This is a genomic window from Faecalibacterium sp. AM43-5AT (genome assembly GCF_003603345.1).
In the GTDB taxonomy this organism is placed as follows: domain Bacteria; phylum Bacillota; class Clostridia; order Oscillospirales; family Ruminococcaceae; genus Faecalibacterium; species Faecalibacterium taiwanense.
Map to the genome: position 1 here is coordinate 214,167 of NZ_QVGZ01000001.1, position 13,678 is coordinate 227,844.

Genomic DNA, 13,678 nt, shown 5'->3' on the forward strand with positions numbered 1-13,678 from the left:
TTGAGCAAGGTAATTGAGATCCGGCAGAAAGGCGACTTTAAGAAAAGCCTGACCTTTTTCAGCCACATCAAGAGCTGGAGTGTGCGGCCAATTTTGGAAAAATACGGCAAGCTGGGTGCAGAACGGCTTGCAGACGCTACCCCGAAAGCCACCGGAAAGACAGCGGCAAGCTGGAGCTACGAAATCAAAATGGACAAGAGCGGGGCCACGCTGTGCTGGAAGAACTCCAACATTGTGAACGGAGTGCCCATTGCGGTGATCTTGCAATACGGACACGGCACAAGAAACGGAGCCTATGTGCAGGGGGTGGATTACATTAACCCTGCCCTGGCTCCGATTTTTTCTGCTCTGACCGATGAATTGTGGAAGGAGGTAAAGAGACTGTGAGCCAGGAAGTAGACGAGCGCGTAGTAGAAATGCGGTTTGACAACGCGCAGTTTGAGAAGAATGTGCACCAGACCATGCAGAGCCTTGAGCAGCTGAACGACAGCTTACGGCTGGACGGCGCGGAAAAGGGCTTTGAAAAGATCGGCGATGCATCGGCCAAAGTGGACTTTGACGAGATGCAGGGTGCGCTGGACAACCTGAGCGGCAAGTTTTCGGCCGTGGAAGTGATGGGCGTTGCGGCTCTGAGCCACATTACAAGGCAGGCCGTGGACACCGGTGAGAGGCTGGTGAAAAGCCTTTCCCTCGATCAGGTGACGAGCGGCTGGAACAAGTATGCCCAGAAGACTGCCAGCGTGCAGACCATCATGAATGCGACGGGTAAGAGCATTGCAAAGGTGAACGGGTATCTGGAAAAGCTGATGTGGTTCTCGGATGAGACCAGCTACGGCTTTACAGACATGACGAGTGCTCTTTCCACCCTGACCAGCACGGGCGGTAGCATCGAAAAGATGATCCCGATGATCATGGGCATGGCAAACGCCACGGCTTACGCAGGCAAGGGCGCTGCGGAGTTCCAGCGGGTCATCTATAATCTGGCGCAGAGCTACGGTACCGGTGCCATCCAGTTGATCGACTGGAAGAGCGTGGAGCAGGCAGGTGTTGCTTCCCAGCAGCTGAAGCAGTTGCTGATCGACACCGGCGTAGAACTGGGCAAGATCAAGAAAGGTGCTGTGACCACCGGCAGCTTTGACAACAGCTTGCAGAAAAAGTGGGCAGACCGGGAGGTCATGGAAAAGGCCTTCGGAAAATATGCCGAGTTTGCGGAAGCCGTCAAGGCAGAACTGGACGCGAACCCGAACAAGTACCACGGTCAGGCATCGCAGGCCATTGATGCCCTGGCTGACAAGTACGACGAAGTGACCGTGAAGGCCTTTAAGGCGGCACAGGAGGCAAAGAGCTTCAGCGAAGCGGTGGACGCTACGAAGGACGCTGTGAGCAGCGGCTGGATGGAGACCTTTGATATCCTGTTTGGCAACTACGAGGAAGCAAAGGGATTCTGGAGCGATCTGGCGGAAGAGTTCTGGAACATGTTCGCAGGCGGTGCGGCCGGGCGGAACAACTGGCTGAAGAATGCCTTCGACTCAGGCCTTGACCAGTTGCTGGGAACGGAAGGCTTTGGTGAAGCCGGAGACAACTACACAAACCTTTTGCAGAAAGCGCTGGTGAATCAGGGCCTGCTGAGCGAGGAAGGCATTGAAGAAGCGGGCAGTTTCCAGAAGGCGTTGGAAGAAAGCGGTGTGACAGCCCAGCAGCTGTACGAAGTGCTTGGGGAAGCGGCTGACTACTACCATCAGCGTGCCGCCATGAGCGACGAAGAGCTGGATAAGCTGGGGTTTGACCGGGACAAGGTGGACGCGCTGGCAAATGCCTACGACTCCATGGCGGAGCAAATTCAAAATGGCAGTGTGAACCTGGACGACCTTGCAGGCAAGATGAACCAGCTGAGCGGCCGGGAGCACTTTTTTAACGGCATCCTGAACGTGCTGGAAGGCATCAACAGCGTATTGAACCCGATCCGGGACGGATTCGGTGATGTGTTCATGATCGACGGAAGCCCACTGTACAACTTCCTGAAGGGATTTGACGAGCTGACCGGGAAAATGGCGCTGAGCGAAGAAACTGCGGAAAAGGTGCAGAAAGTATTTACCGGCGTATTCCGGGTGCTGAGCATCGGGCTGAAGGGTGTGACGACAGTTGGCAAGACCGCTTTTATGATCCTTGGAAAGTTGCTGGATCTGCTGAGCCCGATGGGCGACCTTTTGCTGAACATCGGAAGTTACATCGGCAATCTGCTGACATGGGTGGATCTGAGCCTTGGGCAGGCAGAGAGCCTTAGCGACGTGCTGGGCATCATTGTGGGTGCTGTTGCGGCGCTGGTGAGCCCCATTGCGGACGTGGTGAAGGGCGTGAAGACCCTTGTGCGCGGCGGAAACATGGAAGAGGCAAAGAAGCAGTTCGGCGCATTCGGCACCGTGGTGGATGCTGTGGGCAGTGTGCTGGACAAATTCAAAATAGGCAGTGTTTCGGCAGGAAACGTCATCGGTACGGCGTTCCAGCTGCTGGGCGGCATTCTGCTGGGAGCCTTTGAGGGTATTGGTGCACTGATCGGCCGTGCATTCAACGGGTTCAAGGGTGCCGGGGACACGGTGAGCGAGTTTGCCGACAGCAAGGTACCGCTGCTGGAGAATATCCGGGACGTGGTACTGAGTCTGCCGGAGAAGGCAGAAAAGGCGCTTGCGGACTTTGGCGGAACGCTGACCGGCATTATGAGCAACATCAGCGGTGCGTGCAGGAATGCGCTCAGCGCGGTGAAGGATTTCTTCAACCTGCAGGATGGAGTGGATCTTTACCGGCTGCTGGCGCTGATCGACGTGGGCGTACTGGCGGCAGCAATCTACGGTGCAACGGTGCTGCTGAAGAAGGCAAGCGACAACTTCAAGAAAACGCTGGCAAACCCGATCGGTGATTTCTTTAACAGCCTGACGGGTGCCGTGAACACCTGGACGAAGGCAAACACCACGAACAACCTCGCAACTGCAGCGAAAGCCATTGCAACGGCGGTGGCGTTAATCAGCGGGAGCATGTATCTGCTGGCGAAGATCAACGACCCGACGCGGGCGGTGCAGGCTTTGGCCAGTGTGATCTCGGAATTGTTTAGCATGGTGGTGGCACTGAAAGTGTTGGCAGCCACCGACCTGACAGGCCTTGACACGGCGAAACTGATCGGGACCGTTGTAGCTATCAGCATCGGCATGGCGGCGCTGACGAACACGGTTGCAAAGCTTGGAAAAATGGACGCGGCCCAGGCAGAGAAAAGTGTGGAAGCGGTTGGACACATTGCAGCGATGCTGGCCGGAATGACTGGACTGCTGGCGCTGTTCAACAAGCAGCTTGGCGGCGTGAAGGGTGCGGGCGGATTTGTGGCTGCGGCTGCGGCGGTGGACATGATCGCACTGGCACTGATCCCGCTGGCAAAAGCGGAAGCAAACGGCCTTGACATTGACGGGGCCGTGGAAGCCATCAATGGCGTGGCCATTGCCATGAGTATCCTGACCGTAGCAGCAGGCTTTGCACAGAAGCTGGCGGGAAAAGCAGGCATGAGCACCCTTGACAAGATCATCAAGTATCTTGTGAAGCTGGGCGGAATGCTGGTTGCCATCAATGCAATGGGAACGGCGCTGCTGATGGCGGCAGGGGCTGTGGCGATCTTTGCAAGCCTTGGTGACCGCATGATGGACGGTATCCGGGGCGCAGGGCTTGTGGTGAGTGGCATTGCGGCATTGCTGGTGCTGATGGCAAACACGAAGGTGAACCCCCTGCGGATGAAAATGGGTGCAGAGAGCATGGTGATCGCCAGCGCTTCGCTGCTGGTGATGGCAGCTGCCGTAAAACAGATGGGCAAAGCCATGGGGACGGACGCCGGCGGCGCTGGTATGGCCGGTGTGAGCTTAATGCTGATCGGGCTGGCAGGCGCACTGTATCTGCTCGGTAAGCAGGCTCCCGAGAGCACGGCTGCGGCGGTGGCAATGGTGGCCATGGGCGCGGCAATGATCGAAATGGCACTGGCTATCAAAATGCTGGCGGATGTTGACTTTGTAGATATTGTAAAGAGCGTGTTCAGCCTTGCAGCAGCACTTGGCGTACTGATCGCAGGATGCTGGGGGCTGGGATTTGTTTCCGCAAATCTGGCATCTGCAGCCGGTGCCTGCCTGATGCTGGCCACTGCACTGTTGATCCTGACACCGGCCTTTAAGGGACTGGCCAGCCTGACGGCAGGAGAAGCCTTTGCGGGAGTGATCGGAACCATTGGCATCATGCTGGGCTTGTTTGCCGTTGGTGCCATTACACCGGTGGCGGCAGGCATGGTGGTATTTTCGGCATGTCTTATCAGCCTTGGCAAAGCCTTCAGTGCATTTGCGGGAGGCATTATCAAGCTGAGCATTGCCGCGGCGATCCTGACAGTGCTGAGTGCATTTGCAGGACCGCTGCGCGAGGTGATCGTGAATGCAGCAGACGACATTGAAGCGGCGCTGACAGCAATCCTGACAGCCATCTGCAATACTATCAATAACTGCGCGGAGCCGATCGGCGCGGCGCTGCTGACCCTTTGCAAAGTGCTGATCCAGACCGTGATCGACCTGATCGGCTGGGCATGGAGCGGAGAAGGTGGCGAGGGAAACGGCATTGAAGGCGCGCTGGAAGAGCTGTGGAGCCAGTTTGTGGAATGGCTTGGCGAGAAAAAAGACGAAGCCGGGGAACTGATCGGCAAACAGCTGAACCCGGCGAACTGGTTTACCGTGAAAGGCGGACTGCTTGGAAGTTTGCTTGACTCTGCTGACACAGCAGCGGATGAGAGGGAAATGACGGAATACGGCACCTATATGGCCGAGGGCCTTGCAAACGGCCTGACCGGTCCGGAAAGCACGAACGTTGTTACCGGCGGTATAGCGACACTGTGCAGTACCGTAGAAACATTCTTCCGCAATTTCTGGGGCATTCACTCGCCCTCTACACGGATGGCAGACCTGAGCGAATACATCCCGGAGGGCTTCAAGGAAGGACTGACCGGAACGGACGGCACGGCTGCCATTGGTGACGGCATCAGCGGAATGCTGGATTCTGCCGGAAGCTGGCTGGATAAGTTGTTCCCGGGACTGTTGAATAAGGCAAAGAACTACGGCAGTCAGTTTCAAAATGCACTGCTCAGTGGCAGTGAATATCAGGGAATGCCGGGCTTTGACGAATGGTATGAAAAAGAAATATCGGCCTACCGCGTGAAGCGGCCCGGCGGCAAGACCGGACTGACTGCCGAAGACCTTGACGCGTATATAAAGAAGGACCCGGACGATGACGGGAATAAAAAACCGACAACCACCGGCAAGAAAAAAGGCTCCTCCGGCACGAAGAAGACCGTGGCCCAGCAGATCGAGGAAAAGTACAAGCCGAAGCTGGAAGCAAACAAGGCGGCACGGGAAGCACTGGACAGCGAGTACGAGCTGTGGCAGACCGAGAACCAATACAGTGCGGACGAGGACACGCTGCTGGCGAAGAAGATGGAGAACGCGGCGGCAGAAATTGCGAACCAGACCGACCGGGTGGCCATTGCACAGGCAAAGTACGACGAAATGCTGAAGCGCTGGGGCGCGGACAAGACAGAGACCAAGGAAGCCTACGCCAGCCTGCTGAGCGAAAAGACCAGCCTTGCGAAATTGCAGGCAGACCAGTACACCGGCCTGTTTGAAGACATCACGAAGCGGTATGACACCGACCTTGGTACACTGGAAAAAGAGTATAACCTCTGGACGGCCCAGAACAGCAACACTGCCTCAAAGTTGGACAAGATCGATCGGGAGACTGAGTACCAGAAGGATGAACTGGAGCTGAAGCAGAAAAAAGAAGCCAAGGCGAAAGAACAGTGGGAGACCCTGCGGAAGGAATACGGCGAAAGCGACCTGCGCACAAAGGAAGCCTGGAACGACTATCTGGATGCGCAGACCGAGAGCCTGCAGCTTCAAAATGACATTGCAAAGCAGTCTCTGAACAAGCTGGATGTGCAGCTTTCCATCATCAAGGACGAACAGAGCCGGATGCAGAGTCGGATGGACCTGCTGACCAGCATCTACGGCGACGGCAGTCTTGCAGACCGTGCAGAGGCCTACAAGCAGGCCGTGGAAGAATACGGCGAGAACAGCGCTGAGGCAAGAAAAGCAAAGTATCAGGGCATTACTACCAGCATCCTCGGCACAGTGGAAGCACTGCAGAACATGAATGCCGAGCTGGAAAAGACCCGGCTCATCCAGCAGCAGCTGGCTGACGGCAAAGACCTGAATGGCAATCCGCTGAGCAAAGACGATGTGAACGACCTGAAGGACCAGCTGCTTTCCTCCCGCAGTTCTATGGTGAGCTTTGCAGGGGCACTGGCAGATGCCATGGGCCTTGAGGACAGCGCCAAAAGCGCGGTGGTAAAGCTTGCCAATGCCATCCAGAAGAACTGGGTGCCCATCAGCAATGCGTGCAGTGAGGTGTGGACGAAGGTCTCCGGAGCCATGGGCGAGGAGATGACGAACACCCTGAGCACCGTATTCAAGGCGGCATTCAGCGAGGAAGGCATGGAGATCGGGACGGAATTCGTCTCGGCCATTGCATCCGCCATGCAGGGAGACTACGCTGGTGCCATCATTTCGGCGGCAACGGGACTGATCGATCTGCTGTTTACGGACACCGGAAAGCAGCTGACCGGCGGGGCAGGAGACATGCTGCTGAAGCTGTTTTCCGGAATTCAAAATGGAGACCTTGCTGGAAAGCTTGCCAACATCGGGACAGCCGCGGCAAATGTCGGCAATTCCCTGAGTGGACTGCTGCCCATGCTTGGACAGCTGGGAACGACAGGAGCCGGTGCAGGAATGGCAGTTGGCGGCATTGGCGAAGCACTGGGCGGGCTGGGCGCTTCCATACTGGCGGTGCTGCCGGAACTGCTGATTGTGGTGGGCATTATTGCAGCCATTGCAGCGCTGATCGGCGGTATTGCGTGGTTTATCAGCAGCCGGAAGAAGGAAAAGGCCACCGGCGCAAAGGACGTTGGCTCGGAGATCGACAAGGGCATCAGCGATGGCGTGAAGGAAGATGCGCCCATTGTGGACGATGCCGTGAGCGACATGACCGAGAACGCCATGGACATTGCGAAGGGTGCGCTTGGGACCATCAGCAAGGTGATGGGCGACGACTACGAGTACACGCCCCAGATCGTACCCGTGGTGGACCTGACCAACGTGCTGGAAGGTGCGGACGAGATCGACAATGCCTTTGCGGCGACAAGATCACTGAGCCTTGACGGAGACGTGAGTCGGAACCTTGCAAACAAGATCGATGCCGAAGTGCAGCTTCAAAATGGACTGAAGAGCGCCGGAAATGAGGACACACTGCGTGCCATCAACGCACTGGCCGGGCACATGGACGGCGTGGCCGAGAGCATCAAGGGCATGAGCGTGACCATCAACGGCAGAAAGGCCATTGGCTACATTGATGACCGGATGGGACGGCTGACTGCAGCGAAAGTGAAGTGAGAAAATGGCGATCATCAAAGAACTGAACCCCGGTGATACCCTGAAAGTGTACGAGGACGGCGTTGCAGCAGAGTTTGTGGTGGCCCAGCACAACTACGAAAAAGACCTGAACGGCAAGGGCAAGACCATGCTGATGCGCACCACCCTGCTGAAAGACGCAGTGAAGTGGGGCAACAACAAGAAAGATGTTTCGTGGAAGAACGAGCCGACCCTGCGCAACTGGCTGGAAAACACCTACGCAGCACGGCTGAGTGAGGACACGCTGAAGACCATCGTGCCGGTGACGATCAGGTATGATTATGGTTCAAGTGAGAGCGGTACGCTGGAAGAACAGCGGTTCTTTGTGCCAAGGGTAGTAGACTTCAGCGGAGATACGGCGCTGTTTACGGGAATCCGAAGATTTTTTGAGGATAGTCTGAGCGGCGGCAGGGCGGATATTACCGAAGGAAGCAACATCTACGACCTGTGGACGTATGTGTTCAGCACGCGAAGCACCAAAAACTACGAAGATGGCGATAACACCCGCGGAGAGGCGCTGAGCCTTTACGTGAAGCACGGCAGAGGTGCCGACCCCGGGTCGCCGGGGTACATTAACACCTACTGGGATACGACAACGGGACAGTGGGGAGTTTCCAGCCCGAATATTCTCGTATGTTTCTGCGTGGACGAGAACGCCACGGTGGACGACAATGGATGTCTGACAGCCAACAGCGGACCGGAGATCCAGAGCAACTACTTTGGCATGAACGGCGTATTTGGGCGGTGGGGAAAGTTCGGGCTGCCGTACCGCGTTTATGATGCAGATGGTAACGCCATTACCGTGACCGAAAAGCTGAACGGCGAAGTGCACAGGACGTTTACGGCAATTCAAAATGGAGTATACCGGTTTGAAATATCACAGAAAGAGCTGGAAAGCTTTGACTGGAACACCGACTATATCCTGACGGTAGAAGCCAGCGACGGCCGGACCACTAACCGGAAAAGCTGCAGAGTGAACCGCATCCGTTCATCCGGGTACGTGGTGTACATCGGGCAGATCAAAGGCACAGCGGATGGACAGAGCTACTACTGGACAGAGCGAAACATTCTGGACGATCCGTTCAACGAGAATGCGCCGGTGATCCTTGACCCGGAAGTGGCACTGGAAGCCAACGAGATCAGTTCGTTTACCTTTACTGTGCCCGTCTCGAACCCATTCTACGACAAGCTGGAGCTGAAAAAGCCGGTAGTCAGCATAGAAGAGGACGGCCGCGAGATCTTTATGGGCTATATCACCGAAATGGAAAAGAACTTTGAGCTGGACATGGAAGTGACCTGCGAGAGCGAGTTTGGATACTTGCAGGACAGAGACTGTCTGGTAGAGAACAAGTTCTACACGGCGTCCGAACTGCTGGCACTGGCGCTGACCGTGGAGGATGACCCGGAAGAACACGTCGGCTTCAAGGGCGAAGGCAAGGTGTTCCTGCCCGGAAACGTGACCGTGGAAAAGCCGGAAAGCGACACGGACAAGGAGACCAAGGCCATCAGCGACTGTTGGAGCGTACTGACGAACAGCCTGACCGGAAAGTACGGCGGATATCTGCGCCTGCGCAAAGAAATCAAAATGGTGGACGGCGTGCGCGTTTACACAAGATATCTGGACTATCTGGCAAAACTGAACGACAAGACCGATCAGGTGATCGAGCTTGGAAAGAACCTGCTGGACATTTCGTACTACATCAAGGCCGGGGACATCGTGAACTCGGTGAAGGCATATGGTTGGTACAAGAGCGGATGGTTCTTATGGGAGACCACGAACCCCATCTCGCGGGAAGCGTACAACGGAGAATCCATCAAGAAGTACGGCCTGTGCCAGCGCGTCCTTGTGGTGGAAGGAACCGATTCCACGGGAGACAGCCTTTTGAAGAAGGCCACGGACGAGCTGAAAAAGTACAGCGGTTTCACCGGAAGTGTGCAGATCAACGCTGCAGACCTGTGTGATATTGGCGTGGACACCGACCGGCTGGACTTTATGAAGGAGGCGTACGTGCTCGCGGAACCGCACAGTATCGATGACTGGCTGCCTTGCACGAAGGAAGTGATCCCGCTGCATGAGCTGGACCAGAAAGACTTTACCTTTGGCGCGACCACGGCAAAGCTCTCGTCTTTGCAGGCGGGCAACTTTGCAACGGCGGGCAAGGCGTGGAACGCGATCCAGTCCACCATTGGATACATCAACAAGTGAGGAGGATCAATGTACCATTCTCTTATTATAAATGTAGGCGACAACTACATTGACACCTGGGACGACTGGAAGCTGATCCCTTCCTCGCGGCCGGTGATCGCACCGCCCATTGAGCGGACAAAGTTCGTAACTGTGCCATGCAGAGACGGCGCATTGGACTACAGCCGTACCCCTGCAAACCGTCCTACCTACGATGACCGTACCGGAAAAATTGAGTTCTACCTCGAAAACGACTATGCCGGCTGGGACTGGGAGACCGCGTACACGACCATCTGCGAGACCTTGAAGGGACAGCGGGTGCGGTTTGCGCTGGAGGACAATCCCAGCCATTATTATTCGGGTCTCTTGTGGGTGAACCAGTTAAAAAGCGACAAGGGGCACTCGAAGATCACGCTGGAGTACAACTTGCACCCGACCATGTACACCCTGAAGGTGGAAGCCGTGGCGCTGAACGTATACGACCTGAAGCTAAACAGAGGCATGGAGTATCAGCTGCTGGTGGGCGTTGGGCCGACGAATACGTTCTACCGCAAGATGAACGTGACCGCGAAACCGCGGGATGTGGTGAAAATTACTCAAAATGGGACCATTCTGGCCCTGCGGAAAGGCACAGCGGTGGTGACGGCAGAGTGCGGCGGCATGAAAGCCGAGTGCGCCGTGACGGTAGGCGCTTACGAGAGCTTTACCATTGAGCGTGCACTGGACGGCGTGAGCGAGACGAACCCGGTGGGGAGCATCGTTGCCGGCATGAGCTATCAAAACGTGTTCAACGTAGGCGACAGCGAGAAGGAAATGCTGGAACTGACCGTAGAGATGGGAGGCACGGATGTGACCGGAAGTTGTGTTGTCATGGCAGAGGACAACGCGAGCGCACAAATCAAAATGGCATCGGTGACGGGAAATATCAAGATCACAGCGCATGCTGCAGCAAAGCCGGTGGCGGCGATGCTGTGTGCAGATATCCTGCCTGTGGAGGTAAAGCCGCTGAAACGGGTAGAAGGAGCATTCCGGCTTGGAAGATGAAAGGAAGGATGATATTTGAGTTTGGAAGCGTACTCCATTTTGAAAAATGGAAACGAAAAGCTCTCGGAGCATTTCAAGGTGCGCGAGTTCTACTGCCGTGACGGCAGCGACCCGGTGTTCATTGACACGGCGCTTGTGGAGGTGCTGGAAAAGATCCGGACGCACTTTGGCAAGCCTGTGACAATCACGAGTGGATTCCGCACGGCAAGCTGGAACGCAAAGCAGAAGAATGCCGCAAAGTTCAGCCAGCATCTGTACGGCAAGGCGGCAGACATTCGGGTGCAGGGCATCAGCGTGGAGCGGGTGTATGCCTACGCGGACAAACTGCTGGGCAACGCCGGTGGCTGCGGCATTTACCCGCCCGGTCTGGGACGCACCAACGGCTGGGTGCATGTGGACGTGCGCAAAGCCAAGAGCCGCTGGAAGGGGTGAGCGCCGATGGAAAGCATCATTGCCGCCATCCTCAGCGGTGTTGTGACCCTGATCGGCGTACTGATCGCAAACTCGCGTTCCAATGCCGTGATGGAATACAAAATTGAGGAGCTGACCCGGGAAGTCCGCAAGCACAACGGTTTTGCGGAGAAGATCCCGGTCATCCAGAGAGACATTCAGGTGTTGAACCACAGAATGTCCGACATCGAAGTACATGAATACGAACACGAAAGGAGCAACGTATGAATTTCAACATTACTGCAGGCACCATTGCACGTACCGCCGTTCTGCTGCTGGCTCTGACCAACCAGATGCTGAGCGCCATGGGCAAGAGCCCTCTGCCCATCGAGAGCACCACTGTGGAGCAGCTGGTGACGGCTGGCATCACGACCATTGCGGCACTGGTCGCATGGTGGAAGAACAACTCCTTTACGAAGGAAGCCATTGCGGCCGACAAGGAGTACGACCGCCTGAAGGCAAAGAGCGGGAAGTAAAAATGATATTTTGGGCAGGGCAGGAGCGGAAAACGTGATCCACACACGTATCCAACACTGAATGTTTCTTCTGCACTGCCTGAAAATAGTTCATCTGGCACTCACCGAAGGCAGGAACTGTCTGCATAATTCAAAATGGAGTGACCGGTAAGATGAAGAAAGCCCCTGCAACGATCGTTTATGGCTCTGAGTGGGAGCTGTGAGCGAAAGTTACAGGGACTTTTATTTTTTGAGGAAATGCGATATTATAAGAAGATTGATAATCAACAAGAGAACTGGACTCGATAGACGGCGAATGGATTTTGACGGGGCATTGTTTGGGTGGATTTTTTGACGAAAATATATCGATAATACGAGCAAAGTTCAACAGTACGGGGTTTTTGTAACACCATTTCTATCTGATATTTATAAAGTCAATACCATGGAGCTGTTCTCTCGAGGAATCGAGAGGACGGCTCTTTTTTACGTTTTGTCGCAAAAATGCATGAACTGACTGGAGCTTTCTGCATTTTAAAAAAAGAAAAATCGTGAATGAAAAGTGCATAGCTTAAAATTGAAATTTGTGGAAGGTGGTTTACGGAAAATTGTGAAGGAATACGCAGGGCGTGTTTTACTACTTTGGCAGGAAAATAACGATGAAGCGTGAGGCAAAAATTGTAGCACAAAAAGCCAATTTTGTCTTGAACTTTTTGCCGTATGTGCTAGAATAAAAGAGAAAGGCATCCTTGTGTCCAACAGATATCTGGATGTGAATATTGGAAAGTAAATTCGGAGGTAATCACAATGGCTGATATGTTTGCACCGCTGGTAGCACAGCTGAAGGCAAATCCCAAGACGATCGTTTTCACCGAGGGCAATGATCCCCGCATTCTGGAGGCCGCTGCAAAGCTGCTGGCCGAGGGCGTGCTGAAGGTCGTCATGGTGGGCAACGAGGTTGAGTGCAAGGCTGCTGCTGCCGCCGGTAACTTTGATATTTCCGCTGCCGAGATCATCGACCCCGAGAACTATGCCGGTTTCGATGAGATGGTCAACACCATGGTGGAGCTGCGCAAGGGCAAGCAGACCGCTGAGGAGTGCACCGCTCTGCTGAAGAAGTCCAACTACTTCGGCACCATGCTGGTGAAGATGGGCAAGGCTGATTGCCTGCTGGGCGGCGCTACTTACTCCACTGCCGACACCATTCGTCCCGCTCTGCAGCTGGTCAAGACCAAGAAGGGCGCACATCTGGTCAGCTCCTGCTTCATTCTGGACCGTGACTGCGGTGAAGAGGGCCTGAAGCGCATTGCCATGGGCGACTGCGCTGTTAACATCGACTATACCGATACCATTGATAAGGCTACCGGCGAGGTCAAGATCGCCGCTTCTGCAAAGCTTGCTGAGGTTGCTATTGAGACCGCTAAGACCGCAAAGTTGTTCGGCATTGATCCGAAGGTTGCTGTGCTGAGCTTCTCCACCAAGGGCTCCGGCAAGGGCGGCACCGTTGCTTTGAGCCATGACGCTGTGATCAAGGCTCAGGAAATGGATCCCGAGTTGGCTGTGGACGGTGAGCTGCAGTTTGACGCTGCCGTTGCTCCCGAAGTTGCACAGGTCAAGTGCAAGGGCAGCAAGGTGGCTGGTCAGGCCAACACCTTCATCTTCCCCTGCATCGAGGCCGGCAACATCGGCTATAAGATTGCTCAGCGTCTGGGTGGTTATGCAGCTTACGGCCCCATCCTGCAGGGTCTGAACGCTCCTATCAACGACCTGTCCCGTGGCTGCAACGCCGACGAGGTCTACAAGATGAGCCTGATCACTGCCTGCCAGTCTTGAGCTGACTGATTGAAAATAGCCGCCGCATTCACCGTACAAAACGGGCAGAATGTTGAGGCCTCAAAGGCAGATTTCAAAAAATGAGTATAGAAAAGCTGAGCATCTGTGAAAAAGCAGGTGCTCAGCTTTTTGCATTTTCAGTTCCGAAAAATTCTACTCTTTTTGAGGGAAAAAGATGAGATTTT

At 55.1% G+C, this 13,678-nt stretch carries 8 protein-coding genes; all 8 read left to right on the forward strand.

Annotated features, from left to right (window positions below; translation table 11 throughout):
• Positions 1-387, forward strand: a complete 387-nt coding sequence (locus DW937_RS01180) for an HK97 gp10 family phage protein (protein WP_120119851.1) — start codon at positions 1-3, stop codon at positions 385-387.
• The gene (locus DW937_RS01185; protein ID WP_120119852.1) at positions 384-7,511 is read left to right on the forward strand and encodes a tape measure protein; all 7,128 of its coding nucleotides are present in this window, start codon (positions 384-386) and stop codon (positions 7,509-7,511) included. Before DW937_RS01180 ends, DW937_RS01185 begins: the two co-directional genes overlap by 4 nt.
• 4 nt (positions 7,512-7,515) lie before the next feature.
• Positions 7,516-9,735: a phage tail protein gene (locus DW937_RS01190; protein ID WP_120119853.1), complete on the forward strand. Its 2,220-nt coding sequence runs from the start codon at positions 7,516-7,518 to the stop codon at positions 9,733-9,735.
• A 9-nt stretch (positions 9,736-9,744) separates the two neighbouring features.
• A complete protein-coding gene (locus DW937_RS01195) occupies positions 9,745-10,758 on the forward strand; it encodes a hypothetical protein (RefSeq protein ID WP_120119854.1) in 1,014 nt (337 codons plus the stop codon).
• Positions 10,759-10,773: 15 nt separating this feature from the next.
• Positions 10,774-11,190 carry a D-Ala-D-Ala carboxypeptidase family metallohydrolase gene (locus DW937_RS01200; RefSeq protein WP_120119855.1) on the forward strand — a complete coding sequence of 139 codons (417 nt, stop codon included), beginning with the start codon at positions 10,774-10,776 and terminating at the stop codon, positions 11,188-11,190.
• Positions 11,191-11,196: 6 nt separating this feature from the next.
• The gene (locus DW937_RS01205; RefSeq protein WP_097775474.1) at positions 11,197-11,436 is read left to right on the forward strand and encodes a hypothetical protein; all 240 of its coding nucleotides are present in this window, start codon (positions 11,197-11,199) and stop codon (positions 11,434-11,436) included.
• A complete protein-coding gene (locus DW937_RS01210) occupies positions 11,433-11,684 on the forward strand; it encodes a phage holin (RefSeq protein WP_097781758.1) in 252 nt (83 codons plus the stop codon). The genes DW937_RS01205 and DW937_RS01210 overlap by 4 nt, the downstream gene beginning before the upstream one ends.
• 783 nt (positions 11,685-12,467) lie before the next feature.
• Positions 12,468-13,493, forward strand: coding sequence for a phosphate acetyltransferase (gene pta / locus DW937_RS01215; protein WP_120119856.1), 1,026 nt, complete (start codon positions 12,468-12,470; stop codon positions 13,491-13,493).
• Positions 13,494-13,678 lie beyond the last annotated feature (185 nt).